We start from the raw sequence: 16,215 nt of genomic DNA, 5'->3' as shown, positions 1-16,215 counted from the left end.
CGAAAAGGGAAAACTTATAGAGGAAGAGAGTAGCCTAAAGCAGCTTTTACTTGTGATAAAGTTTGATTTGCGATCGCTCTAGCTTTTTCCCCTCCATCCCGCAACACAGACTCTAAATAGCTTTTATCCTCTGTTATCGAGTGATATTTTTCTTGAATTGGTTTCAGGGACTCAATAATTGTGTCCGTCAACAATGGCTTGAATTGTCCCCAGCCCATATCCTGACACTCAACTGCTACATCTTCCTTTTTCTTTCCAGAAAGCAATGTATACAGCGTTAACAAATTATTACACTCTGGCCGCGCTGGATCATCAAAAGTCAGCCCACGAATGGGATCAGTTTTACAACGCTTAATTTTGTATTGAATCTGTTCTGGTGAATCTAGCAAACTGATTCTACTTAACTCCGAAGGATCAGACTTCGACATTTTGCGTGTACCGTCCGCTAAACTCATCACCCTTGCTCCTTCTTTGCGAATCAAAGGGTCTGGTAACTTCAGAACTGGTTGATCTGGTTTACCAAATTGGTGATTTAACCGAGCTGCAATATCCCGTGTCAATTCCAAGTGTTGCTTTTGATCTTCACCCACTGGCACTTTATCCGCTTGGTAAAGCAAGATATCTGCTGCCATTAGCACAGGGTAATCTAATAAACCTGCACTCACATTTTCTCCTTGTTTAACAGCCTTTTCCTTAAACTGGATCATGTCTTGCAGCCAGTTTAGAGGTGTAATGCAGTTGAGCAACCAAGTGAGTTCACTGTGGGCCGAAACGTGGGATTGTACAAAGATGGTGGAGTGATTTAAATCAAGACCACAGGCTAGATAGAGAGCAGCAAGAGTGTAGGTATCAGCTGCTAACTGTGTTGGGTCGTGTGGCACTGTAATCGCGTGCAAATCAGCCACAAAAAGGTAATTTTCGTATTCGCTCTGACCTTCTACCCAGTTGCGAATGGCTCCCAAGTAGTTACCTAGATGGTAATTGCCCGTTGGTTGAACTCCAGAAAGAACACGTTGCTTGCCCATAAATTCCAATTTAATTATCTCAAATCCGCGCTAGTAAAATGGCGATGTCTGGCGACAAGTCGCTTGCGCCTACACAAAACTCATTTAATTTTGACATTTTCCAGGTCAACTCGCCGTTGTGGGATGAGAGATTTTAACTCAACTCGGATTGCTATAAAAACTCTTCACGAAGGAAAACGATAATTTAGTGTGTTAACCACAGCTTGTTGAGTGGGCATTGCAATGCTTTACTGTAGTCTGTTGAAGTCGATGCAATCGCATTGTTAGTCGATGCAATGGCATTGTTAGTCAATACAATCGCATTGTTAGTCAATGCAATGGCATTGTTAGTTGATGCAATGGCATTGTTAGTCGATGCAATGCCATTGTTAGTTGATGCAATGCCGTTGTTAGTCAATACAATCGCATTGTTAGTCAATACAATCACATTGTTAGTCAATACAATCGCATTGCAAGAGGTTGCATTTATAGGAATCATATTTGATTTCTGAAAAAATCTAAGTATTTGTAGGGTGTGTTAGGCGTAAGCCGTAACGCACCAAAGCCTTAAGAATGGTGCGTTACGCTGTCGCTAACGCACCATACGTATCTTTTCAAAAATCAAATACTAGTCCTATACATAACACGGCAATACAAATACTAAATCGCAAAACGCCGCAATTAAACATGATTTCGACGTTTTATTACAACGGCGGTAATCCTGCTAATTAATTAAAAATTACATTTGCAGATGCAAATGTCTATCTAAAGACAGATAGATAAAGAATAGGGGTAATGGGATCGTAGCATCATCTCTGCAATCAGCATCCAAAACACGGATTGATCAAAAGTAAAAATTTTCCAACCAAAATTTAATTAGAGGACTACAGCAATGAAAGTACTCTTACTTTACCCCCGCTTTCCTAAAACGTTTTGGTCTTATGACGAATTCATGAAAATAGCGGGGCTTAAAGCATTTATCCCACCGTTAGGGATTCTAACTGTTGCCGCTATGCTACCAACAGACTGGGAAGTTCGGTTTTATGACCGCAATGTTAATCAAGAAACAGATGCTGATTGGCAATGGTGCGACATCGTGATTCTTTCAGCGATGCTTGCACAAAAAGAAGATTTTCTCGCCCAAATTCACAAAGCAGCGCAACTGGGAAAAAAAGTTGCTGTGGGTGGCCCTTATCCGACCTCAGTACCAGAACCTGCCCAAAAAGCAGGAGCTAACTATTTGATTTTAGATGAAGGGGAGATTACAGTTCCGCAATTTTTAGATGCGATCGCTAAAGGTGAAGAACAAGGAACATTTCGCGCCCTTGAAAAACCAGATGTCACCCAAAGCCCCATCCCTCGCTTTGATTTACTCAAGCGAGATGATTACTTAATGATGGCAATCCAGTTTTCTCGCGGTTGTCCTTTTGAATGCGAATTCTGTGACATTATCAATCTATACGGTCGCAAACCACGTACCAAAGAACCCAGTCAAACTCTAGCAGAACTCCAAACCCTCTATGATTTAGGCTGGCGCGGATCTCTGTTCGTAGTGGATGATAACTTCATTGGCAATAAACGCAATGTGAAACGCCTCTTACAAGAATTAATTCCCTGGATGCAGGAACGCAATTATCCCTTCACCTTCCTAACCGAAGCTTCCGTCAACCTAGCAGAAGATCCTGAGCTATTAGAACTAATGGCTAAAGCTGGCTTCTACGCAGTCTTTTTAGGTATTGAAACACCAGATCAAGACAGCCTGCAAGTCACTCGCAAGTTTCAAAATACCCGCAATCCCCTTTTAGAAGCCTGTCATAACATCAATGAAGCCGGGTTACTGATCTATGCAGGATTTATCATTGGTTTTGATGGCGAAAAGTCTGGTGCTGGAGAGCGAATTCAAGCTTTTATTGAAGAAACCAGCATTCCTCAACCGATGCTCGGTATACTGCAAGCCCTTCCCAATACTGCCCTTTGGGAAAGACTAAAACGAGAGGAGCGATTATTAGAAGGATTTGGAGGTTTGGAGGTGGGGGATCAGAATTCCTTAATGAATTTTGTTCCTACCCGGCCGATGGCTGAAGTTGCTAAAGAATATTTAGAGGCAATTTGGAAAATATACGAACCCAAAAACTATCTCCGACGTTGTTTTGAACAATGTCTGAAGATTACACCTAATCCGCAACTACAGCAGACAATGTATTTTCCTCCTGGTAAAGGACTGCGGCTACTTGTACACTTGCTGTGGCGACAAGGCTGGCAACGGCAGGAAATTCGGGGTCAATTTTGGCAACAGCTTTGGGCTATTCTCCGTACCAAGCCCCAATTCGTGAATATGTATTTGGGTTTATGTGCTGCTGGTGAGCATTTTTGGGAATACCGCCTTTTAGCCAGAGAGCGCATTACTGAGCAGTTAGGATTTGATCCGCTGACCACGCCTACCCCTGTTGAACAACCATTAGTCACAATTTAAGGTTAGTTGATTGTCGAGCGATCGCTAATGTGTTTTTATAAATAGCGATCGCATTAATTTTGTTCACAAAAACCAAACTTTTAAATTCGATTTACCTCTCTGCTAAACCCACCTGTCCACCAATTAGCCCCAAAAATCCTGTTCCAGAGTGCTGAATCTCCAAAAAACTTGCTTGCTCTGATGAGCTTTTATAAATCCGAAATGTCTTCATAATTCCCAAGGTTGCAGCACTTTCTAGAGGCCCAACAAAGCTAATATCCCGGTCAAGGAAATAAGTTTGATTAGCCCAATGAGTCATCTGATTTGCATTCAAAAAATAGCAGCCTGCGTGAGGATTGAGGGCACGACAAAAGGTAATTGGCGCATTCATAATTGTACCTTTGAGTTCCTGTTGCTCCTGCAAATTTTGAAAGGGAGCCGTTACTCGTAAAGCCAAATCCCCATCAATGTAAGCTTTATGAACCAAACCGTAAGGGGAAACTTCATAACGATTTGGCTGGAGCAAATTTAAATCACTTGCTTGTTGAGTAAACCAGTTTAATTTTATAAAAAACCAAGGGTCATGGATAATTAGGTCATCTTCCAAAAAGCAATAGTAATCATATTGACCGAGACAACTTTGCAGAACAGCTTGACACTCAAAACCCAAAAGCAGAGGTTCTACATTAGTAGAATGATGCTTATATAAAGATGATGGTAAAGGAAGCTGATTCAAAAGATGATTATCTTTGGTTGTACAAATAACAATATCTAGTTCGTGAGACTGCGGTTGGTTGGCAGGAAAAGCTATTCGTTGAGCAATGTTGATGATACTTTGAGATTTACCAAATAATTGGTGTAAAGCGGCAAGGCTTTTAGTTAAAGCCTGCAAGCGTGGTTGGGGGTCTTTGCATTGGGAAGCATGGCGACCCTCACTGCTAGGTTTGAAAAAATGGGCAATAGTAAAAATAATTCGCATTTTAAATATCGCTTTGATATTTCTCTGTCATTTGTCCTTTGTTGGTTGTAACTAATGACTAATAATTAATGACTAATGACATCTAATTTATGCCAAATCCTTTAGAATGTGGGCGCTTTTTCAAACTGTCAGAACTTTTACCAGCCAACATCCATTGCAAATGCTGTGGTAACAGTTTCGCCAAATCATAACGCTTCAGAATTGTCTCTCGCGCCTTTGCACGAATAGCGTTCATCTCCTGAGGATGATTCAGCGCTTCTTCAACTCTATTAGCAATATTCTGAGGAGAAAAGAAATCTACCAGCAGTCCATTCACCCCATCCTGTAAGACTTCCAATACTGGTGGAGTCTTAGAAGCGACTAGTAAACATCCTGCTGCCATTACTTCCAACATTGACCAGGATAAAACAAAAGGACGGGTTAAATAAATATGAGCAGAAGAAGCTTGCAAAACCTGAAGGTACTCATTATAAGGAAGCCTATCTGTAAAGTGCAGTCTAGATAAATCCAAAGATAATTTTTCTAGCATTAATTGTTTATAAGTCTTACCATCGGGGAGATTTTTACCATAAGCAACCCTATCTTCTCCCACAACTACCACATGACACTTAGGTCGTCGCTGCTGAAGTAGCGCCACCGTTTCCATAAACTGCGGAAAACCTCTATAAGGTTCCATTCCCCGTCCCACGTAAGTTACTAACTCTTCCACATGGGAAAGGTCAAGATTTATTCTTGGTAAAACTAACTTTGCATCTGGTTTGGGAACAAAATATTTGGTATCAACACCATCATGAATTACAGTGAGTTTGCTATGATACTCTTTGGGAAACTGTTGACGCTGCCAATTTGTCGGAGAAAGACCGCGATCGCAGCTATATAAATCAGTCAAAATCGGCGCATTTTTGACGCGGATGCGGCATTCATCATCAGCATTAAGTGGTTCATTGGGATCAAAATCTGCATCTGAACCGTGAGCATGGTAAAACCACTCGAAATAACACAATAATTCCGCTTTGGGGAAAACATCTTTCATAAACAAAGTCGGCCCCCAACCAGAATGGCCATAAACTATATCTGGAACGAAACCTTCGGCTTTTAATTTTTCTGCTACGCGATAGACAGCCTGAGCGGTAAGAACAGCATTTTCCAGGTTGCGAACATAGTGGTGAGTTTGGGGAGCAGCTTCACGAGAAGGAGTGTAAATAACTTTATAAACGCCAGGTATTTCCCCTTCACGACGATTTGTCCCAAAGACGACTTTGTGATTAGGATCTTTACCTAAAACTGTCGCTAAGTTGCGAAATTGCGAGGGAAAATTGGGATGTAAAAATAAAATTTTCATTGGAATAATCTTGATTAATTTATTGCGAGATAAAATAAATTAAGGCAAGCTGCTTAAGATTATAAGATTATTTCTCACGATTTTTAGCAAGTAAATTTAGATAAATGGTTACCCGAAAATGCGAAAATAATCGCAAATTCGTGTTATGACCATGAAATTTATTGGCATTGATTTTGGCTGGAAATCTCAACCAAGTGGACTATGCTGCTTAGAATGGATAGATGGACAACTGCAACTACTTGATCTAGACCGCAAAGAAGCCATTGCAGACATTCTCACCTGGATCGATCAAAGTGTACAACCAGACGAACCAGCCATCATCGCCGTAGATGCACCTACTCTCATACCCAACGCTAGCGGGAGTCGCCTCCCCGACAAACTCAGCCATAAGTACTTTGGTAAATATCATGCGGGATGCTACCCAGCTAATCAAAACCTACCCTTCGCAGAGCGCACCCTCAACTTTGGCTTAGAATTAGAATCCCGTGGTTTTGCACATGCACCCACCATTGAACCGCAAAAACTCAGCAGATATCAAATAGAAGTTTTTCCCCACCCAGCAATCGTTAACCTATTTAACTTAGAACGCATCCTCAAATACAAAAAAGGACGCATCAGTGAACGCCGCTTAGAATTAATCAAACTCCAAAATTATCTTCTCGATATTCTTCCCTATTTCTCTCCTCCTCTGCGTTCTCTGCGCCTCTGCGGTTCGTTTATTCCAGAAATTCCCACTACAGGCGCGGCCCTCAAAGCAACTGAAGATAAACTAGATAGCTTAATTTGCGCTTACGTTGCTGCATACTGGTGGTATTGGGGAGAACAACGTAATTTAGTATTAGGCGATCGCACCACTGGCTACATTATCATTCCCCAGAGAATATTATCCTAAAATTGTAATAACGTAAGATTTAAGTCCAAGAGGTTTTATGCAAGGATTTAGTTCTAACTTGAGTTTAAAAGAGCTAATTTATATCAATACTTAGAAAATGAATTACCATCAATTTATGATGATGCTTTAGGATATGTAGTTGAGAAAACCGAAGGCAAACTAGATAATTTGCCTCAATATTGTACTTATACCTTAGAACAGCTAGTAGATATTAATTATCTACCTGAAAACTTGTAAAATAAAAGGCGTTGCTAAACTTAAATCAGCAACGCCTATTCTTGAGAATTCAATAACTACTCAGCACTCTTACTCTGCCCAAGCAATCAACCTTGGTTCATAAGGATTAGCTAGGTGTGGATTTTTCGGCAATACACGCAACGACAAGCCCTGTAAACCAGAAGCGGTATAAGTAATATTACCCGTGTAAATACTCAATTGCTGTGCATCTTCACCTTGGTAATCCATCACCACTGGTATAGCGTTGACAATCTCACCATTGGCATCGATCGCACCTTGATATAACTCCACCTGCACATCATCATTGGTCAAGGTTGCTAAGTCAACTTTGGCTTTGACAGCAACGGTTTGGTTAACTTCAATGTCTGAAGCTGCCGATACATCAACATCTTTGATTCTGATGTTAAACCAGTGTTCACTTAGTTTTTCTTTCCAAGCAGCTAGTTCTTTTGCTGGGGCATAGTTATCAACAGTCAGAGTATGATAGCGATCGCTAGCTGGGAAATAAGCTCTTTGTGCATATTCTCCTACCATCCGCGCTGTATTAAAGAACGGACAATTCAACCGAATTGCATCCTTCATTTTGGCAACCCACGGACGGGGTAAGCCATCACTATCACGATGTTCGTAAAATAGCGGTACAACTTCCTTCTCTAACAACTCGTAAAGAGCATTTGCTTCTACTTCATCTTGGTAGTTAGGATCGTCGTAATTCTCTCCATGTCCAATTGCCCAGCCCGTGCGGACGTAATCAGCTTCATCCCACCAGCCATCTAGTACACTTAAATTCGGCAAGCCATTCATTGCGGCTTTCATACCACTTGTACCAGAGGCTTCCCGTGGACGACGCGGTGTGTTTAACCAGATATCACAACCCGCAACCATCAATCGGGAGATGTGAATGTCGTAATTGGGAACAAACACTACCTGTTTTTCTAAATGATGTTCGCGGATAAAGTGATTGATATCGCGGATGAGTTCTTTACCGGGAATATCTTTGGGATGTGCCTTACCAGCAATCACAAATTGCACTTTCCGGTCTTTGTTAGCCAGCAACAGCCGCTTAATGCGTTCCAAATCACGCATCCAAAGGGTGGCGCGTTTGTAGGTGGCAAAGCGACGGGCAAAACCAATGGTGAAAGCGTAAGGATCTAAAACTTCTTGGGCTTGGACAATTTCGGAAGCGGAAGCGCCGCGATCGGTCAAATGCTTCACTAAATGCTCCCGCACATACAAAATCATATCTAAGCGGCAGCGTTCGTGATTGCGCCACAACTCTTCATCGGGAATAGCTTCCATCCTCTCCCACAATTGGCTATCAGGTGGTGCTGATGACCAGTTTGGTCCGAGGTAGCGATCGTACAATTCTTGAGTCGATTTCGCAACGCAACTGCGAGCATGTACACCGTTGGTAATTGCGGCGATCGGCACTTCCTCTACTGGCACTTTCTGCCACAAACCCTGGAACATTTGCCGCGACACTACACCATGCAGTTGTGCTACACCGTTAGAAAATGTTGCCATCTTCAGCGCCAACACCGCCATACTGAAAGGCCCAGATAAATCGCCTGTATTTTCTCGCCCTAGTCCTAAAAATTGCTCTTTGGGCAACCCAAATATCTCTGCATAGTACCCCAGGTAGTACAGCATTTTATCGGGAGCGAACAAGTCAATTCCCGCTGGTACTGGCGTGTGGGTGGTAAAGATATTGCTGGAAGCCACCACCTGTTTAGCTTGGGCATAATTCAGTCCCTCTTCCTGAATCAGCAAGCGGATGCGTTCTAGAGCAGAGAAGGCGGCGTGTCCTTCATTCATGTGGTAGGCGGTGACTTTCAGCCCCAAGGCTTTGAGCATTTGCACACCACCGATCCCCAGCATAATTTCCTGGTGGATACGCATATCGATGTCGCCACCATACAGTTGATCTGTGATGTCGTGGTCGTAAGTGTTGTTGGGTTCAATGTTGGTGTCCAAAAGATACAGGGGCACCGTTCCCACCTGTACGCGCCAAACTCTGGCATATACCTTGCGTCCTGGATAATCTACCGCAATTCGCAGTTCTGAACCATCGGCATTGCGCTCCAGATGCAAAGGCATATTATAGAAATCGTTGAGCAGGTAGCGTTCCTGCTGCCAACCATCCGCATTAAGATACTGGGCAAAGTAGCCTTGCTGATACAGCAAACCTACACCCACAAGCGGTAGCCCCAGGTCACTGGCAGATTTGAGGTGATCCCCTGCCAGAACGCCCAAGCCCCCAGAATAGACGGGTAAACAATCTACAAGTCCAAATTCAGCCGAGAAATAGGCGTAACATTCTTTTGGTTTTTGCTCGCGTTGTTTTTGATACCAAGTGCGCTCTTGCAAATAATCTTCTAACTGACGGTCAGCTCGATCCATTTGCGCTAGGAAGCCTTCATCTTCGACAACTTCCAGAAGCCGCGATTGAGAGATAGTACCCAGCATCAACACAGGGTTATGATGGCTAGACTCCCAGAGGTCAGAGTCTAAGCGACGAAATAAATCTTTACTTTCAACGTTCCAATCCCAGTGCAAGTTATATGCCAGCCGCCGTAGTGGTTCGAGTCGCGGCGGTAGTGAAGGGGATACGTTAAATGTGCGAATTGGCTGCATAGGTTGGCAAAACTCCAAGTTTAGCTATGGTTATTGTTTACTCTCTTTACCAATGTTGCCAATTCTTTATACAGTAGTTTGTGAAAAAGCGATGACTTTGTTAAGCATTGAGAATTCTTTTTAACCTCGTTGCTAAAGTTTACACCAAGGTGTTTCTAATTCTATGCGTTAGCCTCAGCCATATACTTGGTATATTAAAATTTAATCATTTACTGCCATATATAACTGAAAAAAAATTTAGTTTTGAAGAAATAATTTATATTTATTTTAGAATTGATTCCGGGGATCAATCTAAGTCCTTGGCTGAGGGTGAAAATTCTGCATAGCGGCTTACAGGAACACTTAAAACTTTAATTATTTTTTAATAAAATTGCCCTAGCGTAGAGACAGTGTGAGAAGAAAGACTTAATATAATAATTCTTCGGTCAAGGTTAGCTCAAGGTCATGAGATACCAAATAGCTTGTTGTAAACATCGCCTAAAATTGGCTGGTGTAAAAATAATACCAAGCAGTTAACTAGGAAAAGCGATGCCTGCGGCGGGCTACGCCTATGCTAACTACTTGGTATAAATTTTGATGCCAAAGCAGGAAAATAACTTACGAAGGTGTTATTTTAAGCGCCTAGTGAAGGTTGATCTTTAGTATTTTTTGTCATCGACAAAGCTACAGCTGCTGCATAGGCAATCTCCGCTGCCATTTGATAAGCAAGTTTGATACTCGATGAAGCGTCCTTGGCTTTAGGAGAGAGAGAAGCTTTTTTTCGGCGCGACTCTTGTTTGACATCACCTGCCACAACAGATCGCTGTAAAATGATCCAGGCATCTAGGTCTTCTGAGTCATAATTACTTTGAAGTTGCGATCGCAGTTGATCTTCGGCTACAACACTCAGATAGCCGGTAGTTAGAGCTTCTTGGACAATTTCTTTAATTAAAGCCATAATTTGAACCAAGTGTGTGAGTTAAAACCGATACCTCAATGTGGGCATTTGATGTTGTTTTGGGGACTTCTCCTGGAAACTAAGCTGCGTTTTAGCTTTCTTTCAATAAAATTTATAACAAGTAGTCCCAAGCACACATCACCCGCTTGGCTCACCCGAATGGGTGATTTACAAATTTTTAGATATAAGTAATAGGTAAGAGGAAAATTTTTAGCTTTTTAACAAAGAGGGTGACATAAGTATAGTAGATATCATTCTGAGTTTAACATTTAATTATAAAATTACTTACACAAACAACTTGAGAAATATAGACAAAAGTGCAAATTAACCCCTTAGAGCATTTTTCAACTGATTGAACTACAGCCCTCTCTGCTCTCCCTACTTAAGGGATTTTTTCTAAATGTATAAAATTATTTAAGAGTAGCGTAGGCTTTGCCCACCGTAGGCATCGCTCCAGTAGAAAAATTAACTGTTTTCCTCCATTCTCATCAACAACCAACTGGGAAATCAACTTATTTAATAAGGGTGTTCCACTAAAAATAAAATGTGTTATCGTTAAAAACAATTGTTATTAAAAGCCATTCATGTCATTACAAATATGAATTGGTTAGTCCGTAAATCATCTGTGTGCAACATGATTGGAGCAGCATACTCTAGAAATTCGTTGCAAGAAAGCCGTCATAGCAGTCGGGGAAGCGCTTACTTGTTTGCACCGATGGTTAACTTCAATGTGATGGCTGATGTGGGAGATAATCCACCCTAGTTGGGTTTGATTTGGGGAAAATTCCCATAAAAATCCAGCAATAATTACATTGTCATGCTAGGCATAAATTTTATCTGAACTTTGAATATAGTCTAGTTAAATGTATTGTTTGTTGCAAAATAGCTTGTCGAACTGAGTTGTTTAAAAAGACTAAAACCGCCTGAAAGAAAGTAGCTTCAACGTAAACAAGTCCATCTCTAATTGTGTAACAAGCTTTGCAAATTTGCCGGACAACCAAAACAGTAGCCTATCTAAACCAGCAAATTTGCCCATCAGACAATTTAATGGTCTGAGGTTTGACTCTGCAATCTACTGAAATTGTTTTGTTAATTGTTATCGTGAAAAAGAAGCAAAATTTTTACGTACCTATAGTACAAAAGCTTCTAACGACTTAATGCAATTGTGCATATCAATTGGGTGATTATATACACCTAAATTCAAGAATTGCTCACATAGTCAAAGCCAGACTATGGTTTTTCAAATGTTGGAAAACCATCTATAAATATGGGTAAATTTCGGTAATATTGCCAAATAAATTTAACGTATCAATAAATACATTTTTTTGGTGCTGGCAGAAGATTAGGATACAGCGAAAACAACTTTCAAGACTCCCAACAACAATTGACTTAAGAGATATGTAGCCATGCATAATCAGAAATATTTTTCAAAATTGCAGCGCGTGCAAGAACTTTTAGTAACTACTGTACTAGGAGATATTCCTACACTTATTCTCGGCCCCAAGTTGCGTAATTTGGGATATCGTAGTATTTTTGCCAGAATAGGCAGCCCAGTTTTTATTCAAAATGGTGTTGAATTTAACGGTACTCCTTGTATTGAGATAGGTAGTGGAGTATATATTTTCAAGGGTGTGCGGATGGATGCTAGAGGACACAAAAATAATAGAATTCATCTAGGAAATAGAGTCGCCATTGAGCGTAACGTTGATATAGGGTCTTTGGAAAATACCTGTATACATATTGATGAAGACACCTTCATTGCTCCCAACGTGTGTATTGAGGGGCCAGGAGACATTAAAATTGGTAAACACTGCTTGATTGCTTCCCACTCAGGGATATACGCCAATAATCATAATTTTGCCGATCCCATGAAGCCGATTAAATACCAAGGTGTTACTCGCAAGGGAATTGTGATTGAGGATGACTGTTGGCTAGGGCATGGAGTAACGGTGTTAGATGGGGTTACCATCGGTAAAGGCAGTGTTATTGGTGCGGGAGCAGTTGTCAATAGAGATATTCCTCCTTTTTCTGTTGCTGTAGGCATACCTGCACGAGTAATCAAAAACCGAATCGGCAAAGACCTAGTAAAAGTTCAAACCGAAAAATAGGGGATAGGGAACAGGTGACAGTAACTATGTTCCCTTTTTAAGAAACTTTTGCCGTCAGTCAACGTCACAAGAGTAGCCAGCCTCTGAGTTATTTCTTAGGGTCATCTAAAAGTCAGACAACTGACATCTTGCACCATTCTCAATAACCGTAGGGTAGGCACTGCTAGTCCCTAATCTCCAAGTCCCCAGTCCCAAGTCCCTAGAGTCCTCTAAAAAAGGGGCAAGATTTGGGTAATATAAAGTAGCTATCTTTTCTGTATCGCAGATCGTGAAAGAAAAGCTTTCTTTGTCTTACCAGTTGGAGATATTTCTATGCTGACTTTAAAAATCGCTGTTTATATTGTTGTTGCCTTCTTCGTAACTATCTTCATCTTCGGATTTTTATCGAACGATCCCGCTCGTAACCCCGGTCGTCGGGACTTAGAGTAAAAGGGCGATAAATTATCCGCGACTTTGGAAGGCGGAAAATACTAAACGCCACAGAAACTTACTAAGCGAAAGTTAGTAAGTTTCTTCCTCCAGGTAGCTTGCTGTAGGTAGCAGAAGGCGACAGTCGGAAGGCAAAATGTATGTTTATCCTTCCCTTCGTCATTTGGCTGTTTGTTAGCCCGATTTTGCTCAAATATGCTTCATCCAGTTCTGCCACCCGATCCGCCTCCTATCGTCGAATCTTTACAACCTGTAAATCCCGCCTCATCTGCTAGTCATATAAGGTTTCTTTCAGGTGTAGATACTGGAATACACGAAAAGACAGATAAATCCAAGCAGCCCAAGGTTTTGGCTCAATTGGCAATTACGGATAACGCAAAGAGTGATCCGCAGTTGCCAACTTCGATCAACTCAACTCAGGATGACTTGGTAGTTAGCGAAACTTCCTCTGTACCTGATTCACCAGAAACCTTCCCACCAGAAACTTCTCCACTTAGCGATTCTGGATCTGCCGCACTTTTGGGGCGATCGCTGGTCGTTGGTTATCCCACGCAGGAGGTTAAAACCTCTAATCGCCAAGATAAAGAAGACACAAAGACAAGTCCGAGCATCGGTATTCGGCGTTCGGAACTTGTCCTAAGAGCGGCGTTACGCAAACGGGAGACGCAAAGAGAAGCCACTGCGTTGCCAAGAAAAGTTGGAGCAGAGGCTTCCTCTGTAAATGTAAAACGTGAATCTTCTCAAAAACTCGGTGAGCGATGTCTAACGACAAGCTGCTTTGCGTCTACGCCAGATTCCAATTTTAGTGGTGAAGAAAAACCAACCTTTTTGGACTCTGGTAGCTTTAGAGTTGCCCCTAGTCCCGTTGTCGCTCAATCTCCGCGTCCTCTTCAAAATGCCCCAAGTGCCACAAACAGCAATGTCGAGTCCAAGAGGGAAATTTTAACTGAGAAGTTAACCCAGCAAAAACAGCAAAGTGATATTACTGCACCACAGTCTTCAGAAAGAGACAATATCTCTGTATCTGCTGCTGATCTTGCACTGAGTTCTCAATCAGTACAAAATTTTATCAAATTCAAGTCTCGTAACCCGACAAACCAACTCTCAACGCCCATTACTGTAGAATTCAATTCCCAAGTCCAACAAAAAACTCAAGCACCAACGCCTACACCAGAGGTAGACACCACCAATCAGCCACAAGCGCCAGCTAGCACGCCGCCGGCCAAACCAAGAATTGTAGAAGTCACTTCAGATCGGCAAGAGTATGACGAACAACGGCGAATTATTACAGCTGTTGGGAATGTAGTTGTGCGATTTGATGGGGCGGTGGTGGATGCCGATCGCCTGCAAGTCAATTTAGACAACTTGATTGCTGCGGGGGAAGGCAACGTAACTTTAACACGGGGCGATCAGGTACTGCGCGGACAACGCTTTACCTATAACTTTGTTCAAGATAATGGAGAACTGGAAAATGGTAGAGGAGAAATTTACGTACCCTCAGCACAAACAGATTTTGCTTTTTCACCCACAGGTATAACTGCTGGTGGAGTTCCAAAACGTCCGCCCAGCGATCGCATTAGAGCCAATCAGCCCCTTTCCGGTGTGAGCAGCCCTGGAGGAATTGATGTGACATTTGGTGGTCAGTCAGATGCTAGCAACATCCCACCACCGAAAGCAGGAGGTGCAGTTAATCGGCTCAGGTTTGAAGCTGAAAACATTGACTTCTATCCACAAGGGTGGCAAGCAAGGGATGTCCGCATCACTAATGATCCTTTTTCGCCCCCAGAACTAGAATTACGCGCAGATACAGTAACTCTGACGCGAGAGACACCCTTGGTAGACCGTATCAGGACACAAGGGCAGCGTTTGGTATTGGATCAAACAATCTCTTTACCAATTCCCGTGAATCAGCGGACTATTGACCGTCGGGAGCGGGACGTTACACCTGCAATAGTCTCCCCCGGCTATGACGGAGAAGATCGGGGTGGTTTGTATATTGAGCGTGGCTTTCCAGTGATCGATACAGAGCGGACAAGCTGGACGATCACGCCCCAGTTGCTAGTACAAAAAGCTGTGCAAGGAGGTACGGGTGACTTAGGCGCACTGTTTGCTGTCAAGACAAAGATAAATTCTGTTTTGAGTCCACGAGCAGTAATTGAAGGGACTGGAGAGTTAACCAGCTTGGACTTGAACAAGGTGGAAGAAAATTTGCGGGTGAATTTGGGATTACGCCAGATATTAGGGACTTCCCTTCCCCATACATTGAATCTGCAATATAACTACCGTGATCGTCTCTACAACGGTACTCTCGGCTTTCAAACCGTCCAGAGCAGTCTTGGCGGTATTATTACCTCTCCTGTGATTCCTTTAGGAAAGAGTGGCATCAACCTCACCTATCAGGCAGGCGCTCAGTATATCAATGCCAACACCGATCGCCAAGACTTGCTAGAACCGCAGCGGGAAAACGATCGCATCTCACTAGGTCGTTTACAAGGCAGTGCTTCCCTCAGTCGAGGGCTGTTGCTGTGGCAGGGAAAACCATTACCACCCACTGCCAGTGAGGGATTACGATACACGGCTACTCCTGTAGTTCCTTACTTGCAAGCGATCGCTAGCCTCACAGGCACTTCCAGTTATTACACCAATGGTGATAACCAAAGCACCCTAACTGGTACAATTGGCTTACAAGGACAAATTGGTCATTTTTCTCGACCCTTTTTCGACTATACCGCCTTTAATATTAGTTATTCTCAAGGCTTAAATAACGGATTATCACCCTTTTTGTTTGATCGCTCTGTTGATAACAAAGTTTTAAGTGCTGGGATATCACAGCAAATCTACGGCCCTTTTCGCTTAGGCTTTCAAACTTCTGTTAACTTAGATACTGGTAGAGAAACTAGCACTGACTACATTTTGGAATATAGCCGTCGCACCTATGGCATCACCTTGCGTTACAATCCGGTGCTGGAGTTAGGCGGCTTCAGCGTCCGAATTAGTGATTTTAACTGGGGTGGCGGCACTGATCCATTTTCTGAAGTTAAGCCAGTGGTAGGTGGCGTGCAACAGGATTATTAATGAGAACGAGTAAGAATTCAGTATTTAGAATAACCCCATGAATATTTAGAATAACCCCATGAATGAATTCAGGGTTTCAATAAAGTTACTAAGATTTATGCTTCTGGAGGGGTAAATCTGCTGGCT

Annotated in this window: 12 protein-coding genes and 1 pseudogene; 8 read left to right on the top strand and 5 right to left on the bottom strand. The window is 42.3% G+C overall.

Translation table 11 applies throughout. The features are described 5' to 3' along the window. Nucleotides 1-14: 14 nt before the first annotated feature. Nucleotides 15-1,025: a tryptophan--tRNA ligase gene (gene trpS / locus H6G92_RS25540; RefSeq protein WP_190897040.1), complete on the bottom strand. Its 1,011-nt coding sequence runs from the start codon at nucleotides 1,023-1,025 to the stop codon at nucleotides 15-17. A 260-nt stretch (nucleotides 1,026-1,285) separates the two neighbouring features. Here trpS and H6G92_RS25535 point away from each other — a divergent pair, with 260 nt between their 5' ends. Both H6G92_RS25535 and H6G92_RS25530 read left to right on the top strand, forming a co-directional pair. Beyond that, nucleotides 1,286-1,516, top strand: coding sequence for a hypothetical protein (locus tag H6G92_RS25535; RefSeq protein WP_190897039.1), 231 nt, complete (start codon nucleotides 1,286-1,288; stop codon nucleotides 1,514-1,516). A 380-nt stretch (nucleotides 1,517-1,896) separates the two neighbouring features. Next, nucleotides 1,897-3,477 (top strand): B12-binding domain-containing radical SAM protein, encoded by a 1,581-nt coding sequence (locus H6G92_RS25530; RefSeq protein WP_190897033.1) that lies wholly within the window; start codon nucleotides 1,897-1,899, stop codon nucleotides 3,475-3,477. Between the two features lie 91 nt (nucleotides 3,478-3,568). On the opposite strand, the gene H6G92_RS25525 is transcribed toward H6G92_RS25530, so the two are convergent. Continuing rightward, entirely contained in the window at nucleotides 3,569-4,435 is an 867-nt protein-coding gene (locus H6G92_RS25525; protein ID WP_190897032.1) for a calcium-binding protein, read from the bottom strand. A gap of 82 nt (nucleotides 4,436-4,517) precedes the next feature. Continuing rightward, nucleotides 4,518-5,777 carry a glycosyltransferase family 4 protein gene (locus tag H6G92_RS25520; RefSeq protein ID WP_190897031.1) on the bottom strand — a complete coding sequence of 420 codons (1,260 nt, stop codon included), beginning with the start codon at nucleotides 5,775-5,777 and terminating at the stop codon, nucleotides 4,518-4,520. A 151-nt stretch (nucleotides 5,778-5,928) separates the two neighbouring features. On the opposite strand from H6G92_RS25520, the gene H6G92_RS25515 reads away from it, so the two are divergent. Together H6G92_RS25515 and H6G92_RS39710 are read left to right on the top strand one after the other, a co-directional pair. Beyond that, nucleotides 5,929-6,669 carry a DUF429 domain-containing protein gene (locus H6G92_RS25515; RefSeq protein ID WP_190897077.1) on the top strand — a complete coding sequence of 247 codons (741 nt, stop codon included), beginning with the start codon at nucleotides 5,929-5,931 and terminating at the stop codon, nucleotides 6,667-6,669. A gap of 84 nt (nucleotides 6,670-6,753) precedes the next feature. Further along, nucleotides 6,754-6,906, top strand: a pseudogene (locus tag H6G92_RS39710) (DUF29 family protein); the annotation flags it as partial. 69 nt (nucleotides 6,907-6,975) lie between these two features. Here H6G92_RS39710 and glgP read toward each other — a convergent pair. Then, nucleotides 6,976-9,540 carry an alpha-glucan family phosphorylase gene (gene glgP / locus H6G92_RS25505; RefSeq protein WP_190897026.1) on the bottom strand — a complete coding sequence of 855 codons (2,565 nt, stop codon included), beginning with the start codon at nucleotides 9,538-9,540 and terminating at the stop codon, nucleotides 6,976-6,978. A 613-nt stretch (nucleotides 9,541-10,153) separates the two neighbouring features. Then, a complete protein-coding gene (locus H6G92_RS25500) occupies nucleotides 10,154-10,477 on the bottom strand; it encodes a hypothetical protein (protein ID WP_190897025.1) in 324 nt (107 codons plus the stop codon). Between the two features lie 598 nt (nucleotides 10,478-11,075). Between H6G92_RS25500 and H6G92_RS25495 the strand changes: the two genes are divergently transcribed. From H6G92_RS25495 to H6G92_RS25480, 4 genes are all read left to right on the top strand, one after another. Continuing rightward, nucleotides 11,076-11,240 carry a hypothetical protein gene (locus H6G92_RS25495; RefSeq protein WP_190897083.1) on the top strand — a complete coding sequence of 55 codons (165 nt, stop codon included), beginning with the start codon at nucleotides 11,076-11,078 and terminating at the stop codon, nucleotides 11,238-11,240. A gap of 643 nt (nucleotides 11,241-11,883) precedes the next feature. Next, nucleotides 11,884-12,585: an acyltransferase gene (locus tag H6G92_RS25490; protein WP_190897023.1), complete on the top strand. Its 702-nt coding sequence runs from the start codon at nucleotides 11,884-11,886 to the stop codon at nucleotides 12,583-12,585. A 312-nt stretch (nucleotides 12,586-12,897) separates the two neighbouring features. After that, entirely contained in the window at nucleotides 12,898-13,014 is a 117-nt protein-coding gene (locus tag H6G92_RS25485; RefSeq protein WP_041566417.1) for a photosystem II reaction center protein I, read from the top strand. A gap of 195 nt (nucleotides 13,015-13,209) precedes the next feature. Further along, complete coding sequence (locus H6G92_RS25480) at nucleotides 13,210-16,089, top strand: DUF3769 domain-containing protein (protein WP_190897020.1); 2,880 nt, start codon at nucleotides 13,210-13,212, stop codon at nucleotides 16,087-16,089. Nucleotides 16,090-16,215: the final 126 nt, after the last annotated feature.

It is taken from the genome of Nostoc foliaceum FACHB-393 (genome assembly GCF_014698505.1).
Classification (GTDB): Bacteria; Cyanobacteriota; Cyanobacteriia; order Cyanobacteriales; family Nostocaceae; genus Nostoc; species Nostoc foliaceum_A.
Note: the sequence above shows the minus strand (reverse complement) of the source record. Positions and strands in the feature narration are given on the sequence as shown.